We start from the raw sequence: 16,212 nt of genomic DNA, 5'->3' as shown, positions 1-16,212 counted from the left end.
CGGTGGTGCCCGTGTCACGCAGCGTAAAGAGGAGCCATCGATCAACTTCAGGCTCTGAGGTCCCTTCCCGAGGGACCAAAGACCCTTGCCCCTCCGCCCTCTCGGCGGAGGAGGCTGGGGGCACGACCGTATCCACGCGCACCCCCTGCGAGGCGGCGATGATTCCGATCGTCAGCGAGCATCCCTCGATCCTGACCGCACTCGACCCCGCCGGGGCTCGCCGGGTCATGCGCCGGGTCGGCCTGGCCGACGAGCCCGCCGATCCGCGTCCGGCGGACGCTCCGGAGGTGGCCGCGCTGCTGTCCGACACCGGATTCGCGGCGCAGGTCGCCGATCTGGCCGGCTCGCTCGGCCGCGCCGTCCCGGAGGTGCGCGCCGAGGTCGCCGGCTACCTGCGCGAGATGGGCGCCACCCGCACCAGGCGCGCCACCAGCGACTGGGCCAGGTTCAGCCGCTGGCTGACCCGCGCCCACGAGCTGATCATCGACCCGGAGCAGGCGCGCCGGCTGCGGGCGCTCGACCGCAGGCAGTCGCTGCTGTTCCCGTTCTCGCACCGCTCCTACCTGGACGGCGTCACGGTGCCCGCGGCGATCTCGCAGAACGGCATCGCGCCGCCGTTCGTGCTGGCCGGGGCGAACCTCGACGTGTTCCCGTTCAACCGCCTGCTGCGCCGCTCCGGGTACGTCTACATCCGGCGCTCGACCGCCGACAACCCGGTGTACCGGTTCGCGCTGCGCTCGTACGTCGCCCAGATGATCAAGAACCGGCGCAACCTCTGCTGGTCGATCGAGGGCGGCCGGACCCGTACCGGCAAGCTCCGCCCGCCGACGTACGGCCTGTTGCACTACGTGATCGACGCCCTCGACGCGGAGGCCGGCATGCAGGCCCTGATCGTCCCGGTCTCGATCGTGTACGAGCAGCTGCACGAGGTGCCGCTGGTCACCACGGAGGCGCGCGGCATCGGCAAGCGGCCCGAGAACCTGCGGTGGCTGTGGACCTTCGGGCGCTCCCAGCGGGAGCGTTTCGGCCGGGCGTACGTGGAGTTCGGCGAGCCGCTCCCGCTGCGCGACCGGGTCGCCGAGCTGCGCGGCGACGACCCGGGCAGCACGCGCGTGGTCGAGCGGATCGCCGTCGAGACCTCCCATCGGATCAACCAGGCCACCCCGGTGACCACCACGGCCGTCGTCTGCCTGGCGCTGCTCGCCGCCGACCGGGCGCTCACGCTCGACGAGGTGCTGGCCACGGTGGCCCCGCTGGCCCGCTACATCGCCCAGCGCGGCCGTCCGGTGGCGGGCGCGGCGAACCTCACCGACCGGGCCACCATCCACCGCGCGCTGGACGACCTGGCCCGCTCGGGGGTCCTCGCCGGCTTCGACGGCGGCACCGAGACGATCTGGGCGATCGCGCCCGGGCAGCATCTTGTGGCCGCGTTCTACCGCAACACTGCCGTGCACATGCTGGTCGACCGGGCGATCGGCGAGCTGGGCCTGGCGGCCGCGATGGAGAACGGGGAGGACGGACTGGCCACCGCGAACCGGGAGACCCTGCGGCTGCGTGACCTGCTCAAGTTCGACTTCTTCTTCCCGTCCCGGCGCGAGTTCGCCCGGGAGATGGCCGCCGAGCTGGCGATCGTCGACCCCCGGCAGGCCGACCGGCTGCACGAGTTCGGGCCGGCCGAGGCCCGGCGCTGGCTGACCGACAGCGAGCTGCTCGTCGCCCACCTGGTCCTGCGCCCGTTCCTGGAGGCGTACCTCGTGGTGGCCGATCGGCTGGCCGCCTGGCCGGACGACGAGCCGTTCGATGCCGACCTGTTCCTCGACGAATGCCTGCGGCTCGGCCGGCAGTGGGCGCTGCAGAAGCGGGTGGCCAGCGAGGAGTCGGTGTCGCTGGAGCTGTTCAAGCCGGCCCTGCGGCTGGCCGAGCACCGCGGTCTGCTGGCCGCCGGTCCCGAGGTGGCCAAGCGGCGCGAGGACTTCCGCGAGGAGATGCACGAGATCGTACGGCGGGTGCACGTCATCGCCGATCTGCACCGGGACCGGCCGTGAACGTCACCGCCGCCGAGGTCACCGCGGCGGTCCGGGCCGGCGGCACCGGGCCGCGGATCGGCGCGTTCTTCGACTTCGACGGGACGCTCGTGCAGGGCTACACGGCCAACAGCTTCTACAGCGACCGGATCCGCCACGGCGAAGCCGGCCCGCTGGAGCTCGCCCGGATCATCGTCGCGGCGGTGGACGGCACGCTGCTGGGCGGCGATCCGCAGGCCATCGGGCGGGTCGGCTTCGCGTCGCTGCGGGGCCGGACCGTCGACGAAGTCGCCGGGGTCGGCGAGCGGCTGTTCGTGGAGCGGATCGCCGGCACGATGCGGCCCGAGGCCCGCGATCTCGTCCGGGCCCACCTGCGGATGGGCCACACGGTCGTGATCGCGTCCTCGGCCACCTGCATGCAGATCGCGCCGGTGGCGCGCGACCTGGGCATCGCCCACGTCGTCTGCACCGAACTGGAGGAGGCGGACGGCGTGCTGACCGGCCGCAGCACCACCGGCATGCTCTGGGGCGAGCCGAAGGCCAGGGCCGTGCGGGCCTTCGCCCGCGACCACGGGATCGACCTCGAGCACAGCTACGGCTACGCGAACGGACCGGAGGACATCGCGTTCCTCGGTTCGGTCGGCCGCCCGTACGCCCTGAATCCGCACCCGACGCTGCGGCGCGCCGCCGGCGAGTTCGGCTGGCCGGTGCTCACCCTGCGCGAGCCCCGGTCCCCCGGTCTGCGCGCCTATCTGGGCACCGTCGGCGGGCTGCTCGGCGTCAATGCCGGGCTGGCCACCGGCGTGGGCTGGGGGCTGCTGACCGGTGACCGGCGGCTGGGTGTCAACGCGGGCATCGGGTTGTCCGCCGACCTGGCGCTGGCCCTCGCCGGCGTCAAGCTCGACGTCGTGGGCGCGGAAAACCTGGAGAAGGGCCGTCCCGCCGTCTTCATCGCCAACCACCAGAGCACTCTGGACGTGCTCGTGCTGGGAGCGCTGCTGCGGCACGACTTCACCGCCGTGGCCAAGAAGGAGGCCCGCCTCGACCCGCGGATGGCGGTCATCGGCGCGGTTCTCGACCCGGCCTGGATCGACCGGTCCGACCTGGCGAAGGCCAAGCAGAGCCTGGACGGCGCGGCGCGGCGGCTACGCGGCGGCACGTCGATCCTCGTCCTCCCGGAGGGCACCCGGATGCCCACGCCGACCCTGGGCCGGTTCAAGAAGGGCGCGTTCCACCTCGCCCGGCAGGCCGGCGTGCCGATCGTGCCGATCGTGCTGCGCAACACTGGGGAATTGGCCTGGCGCCGCTCGCTGGTCGTCAACCCGGGCACGGTCGAGGTCGCGGTGCTCGAGCCGATCCCGACCGGAGACTGGACCGCCGCCGATCTCGACGAGCGGATCGCCGAGGTACGGCGGCGGTTCGCCGACGCGCTCGAGAACTGGCCGCAGGAGGTGAACGCGCGATGACCCTCCGCACGCCGACGGTGGCGGTGCTGGGCGGTGGCACCTGGGGCACGACCGTGGCGTCGCTCGCCGCGCGAGCGACCAGGACGGTGCTGTGGGTACGGGACCCGGAGATCGCGACGGCGATCAACGTGACCCACCGGAACCCCCGCTACCTCCCGGACTTCGACCTCACCCCGGCCCTGCGGGCGACGGCCGAGGCGGCCGAGGCGGTGGCGGACGCCGACGTCCTGATCGCCGCGGCGCCCTCGCAGCACCTGCGCGGCGTGCTGACTGCGGCCGCCGACCACGTGCGGCCGCTGATCCCGGTGGTGAGCATCGCGAAAGGCATCGAGCTGGGCACCGGCAAGCGGATGACCGAGGTGATCGCCGAGGTGCTGCCGGGCCACCCGGCCGGCGTGCTGTCCGGCCCCAACATCGCGCGCGAGATCGTCCAGGGCTACGCCGCGGCGGCCACCCTCGCCATGCCCGACCACCACACCGCGCAGACCCTGCAGGGCATCTTCCACACCTCGCGCTACCGCGTCTACACCAGCGAGGACGTCCTCGGCGTCGAGATCGCCGGCGCGCTGAAGAACGTGTTCGCGATCGCGGTCGGGTTCGGCGACGGGCTGGGCGCCGGCGACAACACCCGGGCCATGGTGATCACCCGCTCGCTGCACGAGATGACCCGGCTCGGGGTGGCGCTGGGCGGCCGCGCCGAGACGCTGGCCGGGCTGGCCGGCATGGGCGATCTGATCGTCACCTGCATCAGCCCGCACAGCCGCAACCGGCATGTGGGGTTCGAGCTCGGCCGCGGCCGGCCCCTCGCGGAGATCCTCGCCGGGATGAACCAGGTGGCCGAGGGCGTCAAGACCACGGCGTCGGTGATGAAGCTCGCGGCCGAGCGGGGCATCGAGATACCGATCGCCCGCGATGTGGACGCCGTGCTCAACCACGGCCAGCCGGTCGAGGAGACGTACCGCGGGCTGCTGCGCGTCACGCCCGGGCACGAGGTGCACGGGGAGGCATGGTGACCACGACTCCACAGCGCCGCATGACCGACCTGGAGACGCTGATCTGGCGCAGCGAGCGGCAACCCACCCAGTCGTCGACCGTGGCGCTGCTCGAAGGCGCGCCGGAGTGGAAGCGGCTGCGTGCCGTCCACGAGCGGGCGACCCGGCTGATCCCGGGGATGCGCGAGCGGGTGCTGGAGCCGGCCGTGCCGGTCGGGCCGCCCGCGTGGATTCCCGACGACGACTTCGACCTCGACCGCCATCTGCGCCGGGCACGCCTGCCGGCGCCGGGCAGCCCGGCCCAGTTGCTCGCCTTCGCGGAGGAGGCCGCGACGGCGCCGCTCGACCGCGATCGCCCGCTGTGGGAAGGCACATTGGTCGAAGGGCTGCCGCACGGCCGGGCGGCGTATGTGCTGAAAGCACACCGCTCGCTCAGCGGCAGGCCCGGGGACCTGCCGCGGGCGGAGACGATCCCGCCGGACGCCCGTTCGCTTGCGCTGGCTGATGTCGCCCGGCAGGCGTTGACCCTTCCGCTCGCCACCGGCCGGCTGCTGACGACGGGGGCGCACGCGCTCACGCATCCCGGTGCGGCGGCCGCGAGCACGCTGCGCCTCGCGGTGTCGTTGCGTCGCGCCGCGTCCACTCCGGTCGCCGGATCGCCGCTGTTTCACGGGCGCACCGGCGTGTCCTGGCGGTTCGGCCTGCTGGAGTGCCCACTCGACGACCTGCGGGCGGCCGCACACGCGGCCGGCGGCTCGGTGACCGATGCCTACCTGGCCGCGCTGCTCGGCGGGATACGGCGCTACCACGAGCGGCACGGAATCGAGCTCGACGAGATGCCGGTCAGCCTGCCGCGCGACCCTGGCGGCTGGGTAGGCTCGGTGTTCGCCGCACCCGTGGGGGTCTGCGATCTCGCCGAGCGGATCGCCTCGCTCCGCGGCATCACCATGACGCTGCGGGTGGACTCCGCGCAGGACGGTCTTGCCGCGCTCGCACCAGTGCTGAACCGGTTCCCTTCCGGGGTAGGCGCCGCGGCCTGCCGGATCACGGCGGGCGCCGACCTGTCGGCGACGAACCGGATCGGCACCCCCCGCCCGGCCTACCTGGCCGGCGCGAGGGTGGAGCGCGTCTACCCCCTCGGGCCGGTGCCCGGGAGCGCGGTCAGTGCCGCGATCGTGTCGCAGGGCGGCACCTGCTGCCTGGGGCTCACCATGGACGGCTCGGTCGTGCCCGATCCGGACGTGCTGGTGGAGTGCGTCCGCGCCGGACTCGAGGAGGTGCTGACGCTCGGGTGATCCGCGCACCTTCCCCGGGACGTTGCCTCCCGCCGGGCGCGGTCAGGCTTCGGCCGTCTCGTACGCCGTCGACTGAGTGCGCGAGCGCAGCAGCCCGTCGATCGACCACGGACCGGGGCCGACCACGGCGATGGCCAGGAAAGCCCAGCAGAACAGGGCCGGCGCGTCACCGCCGTTTTCCAGCGGCAGCAGCGCGTGCGGCTGGTGCACGGTGAAATACGCGTACGCCATGGAACCGGAAGCCAGAATCGCGGCCGGCACGGTCAGCAGGCCGACCAGCACCAGCAGGCCGCACACCAGCTCGATCACGCCGGCATACCAGCCGGGCCAGGTCCACGCCTGCGCCGCGTGTCCGCTGCCCCGGTTGCCACCGAAGACGCCGAACACCGTCGACGCACCGTGCAGGGCGAACAGCAGCCCGATCACCACCCGGAACAGCGCCCAGACGACCTCGGTAAATCGGTTCCCGCGCATCCGTGTCCTCCTACTCCTACAACCTGTAGATATTCACGGATGTTAATGGATTACGCCGGAGTACCATAGATGTACATCTATGTTAAAGACTGCGTACGGAACCGGACCGTGCGGGACACACGCCGGACCATCGGCCGGCCCGTCGGGTCTTTCGGCAGTGTTCGTCCCGCCCGCGCCGTCGCAATGCTGGCACCATGGGCAAACCAACGACGGCGGTGGCCCCACCGAGGCCGGCAGCGGTACGAACAACCATCGGCGTGCTCCTCTTCCTGGGGATCACGGCCGTCCTCGGCGGAATCGAGCTGACCTTCGGTCTCTGGATGAGCGCCCAACCCCCCGGCGACTGGCTCGACGCCATCCCCCTGATCGACAGCTGGGTGCTGCCCGGGCTGGTGCTCGGCGCCGGCTTCGGGGTGGGCTCGCTGGTGGCCGCGTACGGGATGCTGCGCCGCCCCCGGACGGCCTGGCCGTCCCCGGTGGAGCGGCTGACCGGGCGCCACTGGTCGTGGGCGATGACCGAGCTCCTCGGGCTCGGCATGCTGGCCTGGATCGGCCTCGAGGTCGTCTACCTGCCCGAACGATCCTGGCTGGAGGCCCTCTACGGTGGTGTCGGCGTGGCGCTGGCCCTGCTGCCGACCCTTCCCTCCGTACGCCGATACCTCCTGGTCGCGCCGAGTCGGCGTCCTGGCGATGCCGACGGTGCGACCCTGGTCCGGTGAGTACCGCCGCACGGGCCGCCGCCGACGCCGCGAGATCGGTGCTGCCGCCGACGCGGTATCTGGGTCCGCTCAGCATCGCGACCATGGCTGCCGCGTTCGCGGTCCTCTGGGTGGTCGCCGGGCCGCCGGACGGGCGCTGGGTGTCGTTCGCCGGGCAGCTGGCCGGCGCCGAGGCGGTCCTGCTGATGTCGCTCGCCATGGTGCTGATCTCCCTGCTGCCGGCCGTCGAGGTGTGGTTCCACGGGATCGACCGCGCCGCGATCTGGCACCGTCGCCTGTCGATCGCCGGCCTGGCGCTGCTCGCGCCGCACGTCATGCTCTCCTCCGGTCAGCACGCACCGCCGGCCGCCGGCGCGGGGCCGATGGCACCCGACGACGGCGGTGGCAACATCGGCGGGCTGCTGGCTCAGATCGGGATCTGGGGACTGCTCGCGCTCGCCGCGTGGGCCATCGCGCCGCGCTGGCGCACGATGCTGCCGTGGGCCGGCCCGTATCTGGCCCGTGCGGCCGACCGGCTGGCCGGCAACGCCGCGGTTCATCGCATGCTGAGCGCGGGACGATGGATCTTCGGCGGCTACGAGCGATGGCGGGCGCTGCACCGGCTGACCGGCCTGTTCCTGGCGGCAGCGTTCGTGCACGGCCTCCTCGACGGCACCATGTTCGGCTCCGCGGTGCTGCGCTGGGCGTACGTGGCGGCGGGCGGGGTCGGCCTGGCCTTCTACGCCTATCGCGAGGTGGTCGCCCGGCACCTCACCGCCCTGCACGACTACCAGGTCGCCGCCGTGCGACCCGTCGGACCGGGCCTGACCGAGCTCGCGCTCGCCCCGCTCGGCCGGCCGATCAGTTTCACCCCGGGCCAGTTCGCCATGCTCTTCCTCGAGACCGGCCTGGGGTGGCGGCGGCATCCGTTCACCATCTCCAGCGCGCCCCACGAGGAGCTCCTGCGCTTCACCATCAAGGCGCTCGGCGACGACACCACCCGCATGCAGGACCACGTCCGGCCGGGCATGCCGGCCGTCGTCGGCGGACCGCACGGCCGGTTCGACCGGGCCCGCGGCACCGGCCGGCAGGTGTGGATCGCCGGCGGGATCGGCATCACCCCGTTCCTCAGCTGGCTGCGCGCCCTCGACCAGCAGACCGCGCCCGGCCAGGTCGACCTGTTCTACAGCACGCAGGGCGAGCCGCCGTTCGCCGGCGAGATCACCGACATCGCCGGCGCCCATCCCACGATCAAGGTCCACCTGCACGACACCGCCGCGCGGGGTTACCTCACCGCCGACACCGTCCTCGACGCCGTCGGGGGCGACCCGCGCGGGCTCTCGGTCTTCCTCTGCGGTCCGGCCGCGATGGTGGACACCTTCGTCCGCCGGTTCCGCCAGGCCGGCGTGCGCAACCGCAACCTGCACCGGGAACACTTCGACTGGCGTTGAGGCGTCGGATGCCGCTCAGCCCCGGCCGTTGCTCGCGTCGAGCCGGAGGAAGCGCTCGATGCCGAGGCGGTGCCAGACCCGGCGGCGGCTCGGCCGGACCATCACCCCCACTTGGTCAGCCGCCGAGGCCGCCGAGAAAGTCCGACACCTTGGCGGTGATCTCCTGGCCCGCTCCGCCGAGGGCCTCCGCGACGCTGCCGGCCGCGTCCGTCGCGACTTCGGTCGCGCTCGTGGCTGCCTCGGCCGCCGGATCGGCGACGACCGCGGGATCGGGAACGGCGGGACCTTCGATGCCCACGGATTCCTTGACGCTGCCGAGGATGTCTCGCAGTGCTTGCCACATCGGATCCTCCCGTTGCCGTAGTGGCGTTCCTTCCAGCGTGGGCCGGGGATGCCACGGCCCCCCAGAGCCGATGGTCCCCGCAGCTCCGGGATCGCTCCCGTTGATCAAGGCCCTTCGGCCCTGCCCGTCCCGGCGTCCGGGGGCGGACCGTGGAGGGACGAGCGTCTTGCGGGAGGCGGCATGCGCTGGTGGTGGCAGCGACGGGAGCAGGCGTTGTTCGCCGCGACGACGACGCTGGTCCTGGCCGGCCTGATCCTGGCGGGCGGCGGCGAGGACGCGGCGGCACGCGCCGTCTGGGTCACCGCCACGCTGCTGGGCCTGGGGTACTCGTCCGCGACGCTGATCGCGGCGGCGCGCCGGCGCGAGGCCAGCGTGGATGTGATCGCGTGGCTGGCCCTGGCCGGCGCGCTGTGGGTGGGTGAGCCCCTCGCCGGCGCCGTGATCGCCGTGATGCTCGCCAGCGGTGTCCTGCTGGAGGCGCGTGCCCAGGCGCGGGCCCGCCGGGAGCTCAGCGCGCTGGTGGCACGCGCGCCGCGAACCGCCCGCCGGGAGACCGGGTCCGGGCCCGTCGAGATCCCGGTCGCCGAGGTGGTGATCGGCGACCGGCTCGTGGTCGGGTCCGGCGAGATCGTGCCGGTGGACGGGCGGCTGCTCGGCCCGGCGGTGCTGGACGAGTCGGCGCTGACCGGCGAGCCGCTGCCGGTGGAACGCCGCGCCGGTGAGGATGTCCGCAGCGGGATCGTGAACGCGGGATCCCCGATGCGGCTGACGGCCACCGCGACCGCGGAGGCCTCGACGTACGCCGGAGTGGTCCGCCTGGTGGAGCAGGCACAGGCGCAGAGCGCTCCGTTCGTGCGGATGGCCGACCGCTTCGCCGTCGTCTTCGTGCCGCTGACACTGCTCCTGGCCGGCGTCGCGTGGGCGGTCGCCGGCGACCCGGTACGGGCGGTCGCGGTGCTGGTGGTCGCCACCCCGTGCCCGCTGCTGCTGGCCGCACCCATCGCGATCATGTCGGGGATCTCCCGGGCGGCCCGCGGCGGCGTCATCGTCAAGGGCGGCGCCGCGCTGGAACGCCTGGCGGCGGGACGGGTCCTGCTGTTCGACAAGACCGGCACGCTGACCGCCGGCCGGCCGGTGCTCACCGACGTCGTGACGCCCGCCGACGGCCGGCTGCCCGCCGGTGAGGTGTTGCGCCTGGCGGCGAGCCTCGACCAGAGCTCGGCGCACGTGCTGGCCGGCGCCATCGTCACCGCCGCCCGGGACCGCGGGCTGCGGCTGTCGGCGCCGGAGCGGGTCCGGGAGCGCCACGGGTACGGGGTGGACGGCACCGTCGACGGCCACCGCGTCCGGCTGGGCAAGGCGGCGACGATGACCGCCGGTCCCGCCCCGGCGTGGGTGCGGCACGCCCGCCGCCGGGCGGCCCTCGACGGGTCGCTGACCGTCTTCGTCACCGTCGACGACGTGCCCGCCGGCGTGCTGCTGCTGGAGGATCCGGTCCGCCCGCAGGCGCCCCGGATGGTGCGGGCCTTGCGTCAAGCCGGGATCGCCCGGGTCGTGCTGGTGACCGGTGATCACGCCGATACGGCGGAGGCGGTCGGGCGAGTGGTCGGCGTCGACGCGGTGCACGCCGACCGGGACCCCGGCGACAAGCTGACCCTGGTACGCGCCGAGCAACGCCGGGCGCCCACGATCATGGTCGGCGACGGCATCAACGACGCCCCGGCGCTGGCCGCGGCCGGCGTGGGGGTCGCCCTCGCCGCCCGCGGAGCCACCGCCTCGGCCGAGGCCGCGGACGTGGTGCTGACCATCGACCGGATCGACGCGCTGGCCGACGCCATCCTCATCGCCCGGCACTGCCGCAGGGTCGCGCTGTGGGCGGTCACCGTCGGGATGGGACTGTCGGCCGCGGCGATGCTCGTGGCGGCCGCGGGCCTCCTGCCACCGGTCGCCGGCGCGCTGCTGCAGGAGGGCATCGACGTCGCCGCCATCGCGATCGCGTTGACGGCGCTGCTGCCCGTCCGCTCGCACACCGTGACGCTGACGCCGGCCGACATCACCACGGCGCAGCGCCTGCACGCGCAACATCGCGACGTGCTCCCGCTGGTGGAGCGCGTGCGGACGGTCGCGGACGCGTTGAACCAGCCGCCGTACGACCTGGGCCCGGCCCGGCAGCTGGCCGACGATCTGCATCTGCGCCTGCTGGCGCACGAGCGCGCCGAGGAGGCCGAACTGCTGCCGATCATGGCAAGGGCGCTCGGCGGGGTCGAGGTGACCAGCGGACTCAGCCGTACCCACGCGGAGATCGAGCATCAGATCGGGCGGCTGCGCCGGACGCTGGCGGACGACCCGGGCGAGCGGGCCGAGGCGGAGGACGTCACCGACGTACGCCGCCTGCTTTACGGCCTCTACGCCATCCTGCGGCTGCACAACGCGCAGGAGGAGGAGGGTGCCTTCAGCCTGGTGCCGGACCCAAGCCCGAGCGCGAGGTGAGGTTTCTTCGAGAACCCGAAGAAACCACGGGCAATGCTGGGACCCGAAGACACCGGCCGGCCACGATCTGAGGAGGACCGGGTTCCATGCCACGTGCCCACACCAGCAGGTTCGCCGTCCGCGACCGCGGGATCCGCCGCGTCCGGAGCGTGACAGTGTGGTCGGCCGCCGGGTCGGCCGGTCTTGCGGTCGCGGCCGCGATCGCGTTCGTGCCCGCGACGGCGTCACCCGCGTCCGGTCGCGCCGTGACCAGCGGTTCGAACGCCGGCACCACACCGGCCGCACCCCCCGAGGACACCGCCAGGCCCTCCCGTACGCCGGCCGTAACCGCCCGGCCGCATCCCCGGCGCACGAGCACGCCCCGGCTCACCCCGCCGACGACGCCACCGGCCGCGGCCACCGGCTCGCAGCACACCTCCTCGGGGGGCTCGTGACCGCGCCCGCGCCCGGCCAGCTCCGCTTCCCCGCTCTGGGCACCACCGCGGCGCTGGTCACCGAGCATCCGGACGGGCTGGCGCCGGCCGGCCGCGCGGTCCGGCGAGTGCTGTCCGCGATCGACCGGACGTGCAGCCGTTTCCGTGCCGACTCCGAGATCAGCCGCCTGCACGCACGGGCCGGGCGCCCGACCACGGTCAGCCCGCTGCTCGCCGAGGCCCTCGACGTCGCGCTGCGGGCGGCCGAGCTGACCGACGGTCTGGTGGATCCGACGGTCGGCGCCGCGCTGCGGGCGGTCGGCTACGACCGCGACTTCGCCCTGATCGAAGGCGGCGATCCGCGACCGCCCGCGCCGAGCGTCCCGGCGCCCGGCTGGTGGCGGCTGCGCCGGGAGCCGGGGTCACGGCGGTTCGTGCTGCCCCGCGGGATCGTCCTCGACCTCGGGGCGACCGCCAAGGCGCTGGCCGCCGACCTGGCGGCGGCCGCCGCTGCCGACGCCGCGGGCTGCGGGGTGCTGGTGAACCTTGGGGGCGATCTCGCCGTGGCCGGTCCCGCGCCGGCCGGCAGCTGGCGGGTCGCGATCGGCGACGACCACCTCGCCGCGGAGCGGGACCCGGCCATCGTCGTCGCGGTCACCTCCGGCGGCCTCGCCACCTCCAGCACGACCCGCCGGCGCTGGCGGCGCGGCGACCGGATCGTCCACCACCTGATCGATCCGCGTACCGGCGACGCGGTCGCGCCGCACTGGCGTACGGCGTCGGTCGCGGCGGCCTCGTGCGTCGACGCCAACACGGCCACCACCGCGGCGATCGTGCTGGGTGCGGACGCGCCCGCCTGGCTGAGCGAGCGCGCCGTGCCGGCGCGGCTGGTCGCGGTGGACGGCCGGGTACTGACGGTCGCGGGATGGCCGGAGGAGGTGCCCGTACCGTGATCGGACACGCCCTCTGGTACAGCAGCCGAGCGACCGGGCTGGTCTCGCTGCTGCTGCTGACCGCGACCGTCGTGCTCGGCGCCCTGAACACCGGCCGGCTGGCCTCGTCCGGCTGGCCGCGCTTCGTCGTCGCCGCGGTGCACCGCAACTTCTCCCTCATCGCGCTGGCGTTCCTGGCCGTGCACGTGGCCACCGCGGTGATCGACCCGTACGCCGGAATCGGCTGGCTGGACGCGGTCGTGCCGTTCGGCTCGGTCTACCGGCCGCTCTGGCTGGGGCTGGGTGCGGTGGCCGGCGACCTGTTCCTCGCCATCCTCGCCACCAGCCTCCTGCGCCGGCGCCTCGGCGTCCGGCTCTGGCGCCTGGTGCACTGGGCGAGCTACGCCTGCTGGCCGGTCGCCGTGCTGCACGGCCTGGGCACCGGTACCACCGATCGGCACACCACCTGGGTCGTCGCCCTCGACGTGGCTTGCGTCCTGGCCGTCATCGGCGCGATCGCGTGGCGGCTGCTGTCGGTGCATCCGGACACCGAGGCCCGTCGCGGCGGGCGGGTGACGTCGTGATCGGCCCGCACCCGGCACCGCCGAGCCCCGGTCCGATCGCGGCGAGCGTCTCCCGCCTGCTGAGCGCTCCGGCCGAGCACGGCCCAGGCCTCGCCGCCCATCTCGCCCACTTCGGCCCCCTGCCGGCGCCCGGCGATGCCGGACTGATCGACCCGGTCACCCGGGCCGGCCTGCGGGGGCGCGGGGGCGCGGGCTTCCCGACCGGTCGCAAGATCGCCTCGGTGTCGGCCCAGCTCACCGGCCGGCGCCCGACGGTCGTGGCCAACGGCTGCGAGGGCGAGCCGATCAGCGGCAAGGACCACGTGCTGCTCGAACTGGCACCCCATCTCGTGTTCGACGGCGCCCTGGCGGTGGCCGCCGCGCTCGGCGCCGAGGAAGTCCTGCTGTGCGTGCACCGCGGCGATCCGATCGTGCCGTCGGTGCGGGCCGCCGCTGCCGAGCGGGCCCACGACGGGCGCCCGGTCCGGGTGGTCGAGGTCCCCGGCCGGTACGCCGCGAGCGAGGAATCGGCCCTGGTCAACTTCGTCAACACCGGCACGGCCCGGCCGACCGCCAAGCCACCGCGGCCGTTCGAGCGCGGTATCGACGGGCGCCCCACCTTGATCGCCAACGTCGAGACGCTCGCGCACGTGGCCCTGATCGCCCGATACGGGCCCGACTGGTTCCGGAGCGTCGGCACCGCCGACTCGCCGGGCACCACACTGGTCACCGTCGGCGGCGGAGTTGCCTTCCCCGGCGTGCTCGAGGTCGCGCTCGGCACCCCGCTCGGCACGATTCTCGAGCTGTCCGGCGGCCCGGCCGAGCCGGTGCAGGCCCTGCTGGTCGGCGGCCTCGGCGGCGGGTGGCTGCCGTTCCGGCGGGCCCTCGACGTCCGGCTCGACCACGCCGAGCTGCGGGCCGCCGGGGCCGCGCTGGGCGTGGCGGCAATCCTCGCCGTACCGGCCTGGGTGTGCGGGGTCACCGAGACCGCGCGCATCGCGACCTATCTGGCCGGCGAGTCCGCGCGGCAGTGCGGGCCGTGCATGTTCGGACTGCCGGCGGTGGCCGGCGACCTGTGGGCGTTGCACGACCCCCGCGAGGATCCCCGGACGATCCTGCGACGGCTGATGCGGCGGCTGGGCCTGCTGCCCGGCCGTGGCGCCTGCGGACACCCCGATGGCTTCACCCGGTTCGTGCGCGGCGCCCTCGACGCGTTCGCCGACGACTTCCGCGATCACGCCGACGGCCGGCCCTGCCCGGGCAGCGGGCACCCGTGGCTGTCGTTGCCCGCGGCCGGCGACCCCACCCCGGCAGGCTGGCAATGAACGAGCGCCGGCTGCGGGTCGACCCGATCGCCTGCGCGGCCCACGGCATCTGCGCCGAACTGCTGCCCGAACTCATCGACCTCGACGAGTGGGGCTACCCGGTGCTGACCGCACCGGTCCCCCGCCGTCTCACCGCCGCGGCGGCCCGGGCCGTCGCGGCCTGTCCGGCACTGGCCCTGCGGCTCGAACGCAAACCCTTCGCCTGATGTGGTGGTGCGGTGCGATCGGACATCACGCCGCCGAGCCGGCCTCCGGCGGCACCTCCACCGGATTACGTTTGTCGTCGCGGGCGGCCAGGCGTTCCATCGCCCGGATGTACTGCCGCCGGCTGATCTCGGCGGCGGCGAGCCGGCCGGCCAGCACACCCTCGACGCTCTCCGGCTCGGGCGGGCAGGCCTCGCCGGCATCGAGCCACGGCCGCCGCCTTCTCTTCCACGAGTCACGGACGGCCGGCCAGATCGCATACCCGAGGAGGCCGGCTGACACCAGCATGAACAGGATCTCGTACCACATCGAGCTCACCTCCGGCCGCACCGGACGCGGCGCAAGCGTTGGCGGGCCGCCTCCCCGTGTCCTCACTCTGCGCCTGCGCCGGGCCCCACCGGTAGAGTCCTTTGTCCCACGCGGGTGCTGCGGTAGCCGGCGCCTCGGCAGCGGGGCCGATGTCCTGGCTGGTCGTGTCGTTGGCCTCTGGCCGCCGGCGCCCGCCGTGGTCAGTGTTGAACCATGAACACACGCTTGCGGTTCGCGGTCACGTTGGTGGCCGTTGCCGCCATGACCGTTGCCTGCGGCGGCGGCAAAAGCAGCAGCACAGCGCCCACACCCTCGGCCGGCACGACCGTCTCGTCCGCTCCGACCTCGTCCGCCCCTGGCGAAGGCGGAGCCGCAACGAGCACCCCGCCGGTCGCCCCCCATCTGCCCTGGCCGACCAGCCCGGTGACGGTGACCCATCACCCGGCCGTGCCACCGGTACCGGTCCTCACCGGAGTCCGGTATGCGGCGCACCCGCGCGAAGGTTACGACCGGATCGTCTTCGACATCAGCGGAGCCATGCCCGGCTACTCGGTCAAGTATGTGACGCAGGTCCACGCCGACCCGTCCGACAAACCGGTCTCCGTGCCCGGCCACCGGCACCTGCTCGTGGTCATGAACCCGGCACAGGCGCACCGCGACGACGGCACCGCCACGGTGACCGGCGTCCACCACCTCGACCTGCCAAACCTCGAGTCGTACGCCGTCGTCGGCGATCATGAGGGTTACGTCTCGATCGCGCTGGGCGTCGACCACCTGGCCGGTTTCCGGGTCGGCGAGCTGCCGGGCCGGCTCTACCTGGACATCGCCGCGGGGTAGCGCCGGGACCGCTGTCGCCGGCCTGACACCCCGGTCAGATCGTGCGGATGACGACGAACGCGGCGACGGCGAAGACCAGGTAGGCGAAGAGGCGTTGCAGGCGCCGGGTGGGCATCCGGGTGGCGATCCGGGCGGCAACGAGTGACCCGGCGATGGCGGTGAGGGTGAAGGCGGCGGCGATCCGGTAGTCGATCGCGGCGTCGCCGGCGTGCGCGGCGAAGCCGGCGGCTGAGTTGATCACAATGATCAGCAGTGAGGTGGCGACGGCCGCCGGCATGTCCAGGCCCAGCAGCAGGACGAGGGCGGGGATGATCAGGAAGCCGCCGCCGACGCCGAACAGGCCGGTGAGGAAACCTACCGCGATCCCGGTGCCGATGGACTTGGGCAGGCAGCCGC

17 protein-coding genes and 1 pseudogene are annotated in these 16,212 nt (G+C 73.9%); 14 read left to right on the top strand and 4 right to left on the bottom strand.

The annotated features are described in order from the left end of the window. Nucleotides 1-158: 158 nt before the first annotated feature. The 4 genes from ODJ79_RS37645 to ODJ79_RS37630 are packed head-to-tail and all read left to right on the top strand — an operon-like array spanning nt 159 to nt 5,777. Nucleotides 159-2,045: a lysophospholipid acyltransferase gene (locus ODJ79_RS37645; RefSeq protein WP_263028463.1), complete on the top strand. Its 1,887-nt coding sequence runs from the start codon at nt 159-161 to the stop codon at nt 2,043-2,045. Continuing rightward, nucleotides 2,042-3,490: an HAD-IB family hydrolase gene (locus ODJ79_RS37640; RefSeq protein ID WP_263028462.1), complete on the top strand. Its 1,449-nt coding sequence runs from the start codon at nt 2,042-2,044 to the stop codon at nt 3,488-3,490. The genes ODJ79_RS37645 and ODJ79_RS37640 overlap by 4 nt, the downstream gene beginning before the upstream one ends. Further along, the gene (locus ODJ79_RS37635) at nt 3,487-4,503 is read left to right on the top strand and encodes an NAD(P)H-dependent glycerol-3-phosphate dehydrogenase (RefSeq protein ID WP_263028461.1); all 1,017 of its coding nucleotides are present in this window, start codon (nt 3,487-3,489) and stop codon (nt 4,501-4,503) included. Before ODJ79_RS37640 ends, ODJ79_RS37635 begins: the two co-directional genes overlap by 4 nt. Next, nucleotides 4,500-5,777, top strand: a complete 1,278-nt coding sequence (locus ODJ79_RS37630; protein WP_263028460.1) for a wax ester/triacylglycerol synthase domain-containing protein — start codon at nt 4,500-4,502, stop codon at nt 5,775-5,777. The genes ODJ79_RS37635 and ODJ79_RS37630 overlap by 4 nt, the downstream gene beginning before the upstream one ends. 42 nt (nt 5,778-5,819) lie before the next feature. On the opposite strand, the gene ODJ79_RS37625 is transcribed toward ODJ79_RS37630, so the two are convergent. After that, complete coding sequence (locus tag ODJ79_RS37625) at nt 5,820-6,251, bottom strand: DoxX family protein (protein WP_263028459.1); 432 nt, start codon at nt 6,249-6,251, stop codon at nt 5,820-5,822. Between the two features lie 257 nt (nt 6,252-6,508). Here ODJ79_RS37625 and ODJ79_RS37620 point away from each other — a divergent pair, with 257 nt between their 5' ends. After that, the gene (locus ODJ79_RS37620; RefSeq protein ID WP_263028458.1) at nt 6,509-6,970 is read left to right on the top strand and encodes a hypothetical protein; all 462 of its coding nucleotides are present in this window, start codon (nt 6,509-6,511) and stop codon (nt 6,968-6,970) included. Further along, complete coding sequence (locus ODJ79_RS37615) at nt 6,967-8,400, top strand: hypothetical protein (RefSeq protein WP_263028457.1); 1,434 nt, start codon at nt 6,967-6,969, stop codon at nt 8,398-8,400. The genes ODJ79_RS37620 and ODJ79_RS37615 overlap by 4 nt, the downstream gene beginning before the upstream one ends. Before the next feature lie 115 nt (nt 8,401-8,515). On the opposite strand, the gene ODJ79_RS37610 is transcribed toward ODJ79_RS37615, so the two are convergent. After that, a complete protein-coding gene (locus ODJ79_RS37610) occupies nt 8,516-8,743 on the bottom strand; it encodes a hypothetical protein (protein ID WP_263028456.1) in 228 nt (75 codons plus the stop codon). Between the two features lie 180 nt (nt 8,744-8,923). On the opposite strand from ODJ79_RS37610, the pseudogene ODJ79_RS37605 reads away from it, so the two are divergent. The 7 genes and pseudogenes from ODJ79_RS37605 to ODJ79_RS37580 all read left to right on the top strand — a co-directional run. Then, nucleotides 8,924-10,753: pseudogene (locus ODJ79_RS37605) on the top strand (heavy metal translocating P-type ATPase); the annotation flags it as partial. A 21-nt stretch (nt 10,754-10,774) separates the two neighbouring features. After that, a complete protein-coding gene (locus tag ODJ79_RS47305; RefSeq protein WP_411267410.1) occupies nt 10,775-11,233 on the top strand; it encodes a hemerythrin domain-containing protein in 459 nt (152 codons plus the stop codon). Between the two features lie 86 nt (nt 11,234-11,319). Next, complete coding sequence (locus ODJ79_RS37600) at nt 11,320-11,667, top strand: hypothetical protein (protein ID WP_263028454.1); 348 nt, start codon at nt 11,320-11,322, stop codon at nt 11,665-11,667. Then, a complete protein-coding gene (locus ODJ79_RS37595; protein WP_263028453.1) occupies nt 11,664-12,599 on the top strand; it encodes an FAD:protein FMN transferase in 936 nt (311 codons plus the stop codon). Before ODJ79_RS37600 ends, ODJ79_RS37595 begins: the two co-directional genes overlap by 4 nt. After that, on the top strand, nt 12,596-13,162 hold the full coding sequence (locus ODJ79_RS37590; protein WP_263028452.1) for a ferric reductase-like transmembrane domain-containing protein: 567 nt from the start codon (nt 12,596-12,598) through the stop codon (nt 13,160-13,162). The genes ODJ79_RS37595 and ODJ79_RS37590 overlap by 4 nt, the downstream gene beginning before the upstream one ends. Next, on the top strand, nt 13,159-14,466 hold the full coding sequence (locus ODJ79_RS37585; protein ID WP_263028451.1) for an NADH-ubiquinone oxidoreductase-F iron-sulfur binding region domain-containing protein: 1,308 nt from the start codon (nt 13,159-13,161) through the stop codon (nt 14,464-14,466). The genes ODJ79_RS37590 and ODJ79_RS37585 overlap by 4 nt, the downstream gene beginning before the upstream one ends. Then, a complete protein-coding gene (locus tag ODJ79_RS37580) occupies nt 14,463-14,672 on the top strand; it encodes a ferredoxin (RefSeq protein WP_263028450.1) in 210 nt (69 codons plus the stop codon). The genes ODJ79_RS37585 and ODJ79_RS37580 overlap by 4 nt, the downstream gene beginning before the upstream one ends. Before the next feature lie 25 nt (nt 14,673-14,697). On the opposite strand, the gene ODJ79_RS37575 is transcribed toward ODJ79_RS37580, so the two are convergent. After that, a complete protein-coding gene (locus ODJ79_RS37575; protein WP_263028449.1) occupies nt 14,698-14,979 on the bottom strand; it encodes a hypothetical protein in 282 nt (93 codons plus the stop codon). A gap of 213 nt (nt 14,980-15,192) precedes the next feature. Between ODJ79_RS37575 and ODJ79_RS37570 the strand changes: the two genes are divergently transcribed. Then, entirely contained in the window at nt 15,193-15,816 is a 624-nt protein-coding gene (locus ODJ79_RS37570) for a hypothetical protein (protein ID WP_263028448.1), read from the top strand. 34 nt (nt 15,817-15,850) lie between these two features. Here the strand turns inward: ODJ79_RS37570 and ODJ79_RS37565 are convergent. After that, nucleotides 15,851-16,212 (bottom strand): sulfite exporter TauE/SafE family protein (locus ODJ79_RS37565; RefSeq protein ID WP_263028447.1); only part of this gene is annotated, 362 nt, incomplete at its 5' end.

It is taken from the genome of Actinoplanes sp. KI2 (genome assembly GCF_025630775.1).
Classification (GTDB): Bacteria; Actinomycetota; Actinomycetes; order Mycobacteriales; family Micromonosporaceae; genus Actinoplanes.
The sequence above is the reverse complement of the archived record's forward strand: the minus strand, read 5'-3'. Positions and strand labels throughout refer to the sequence as shown.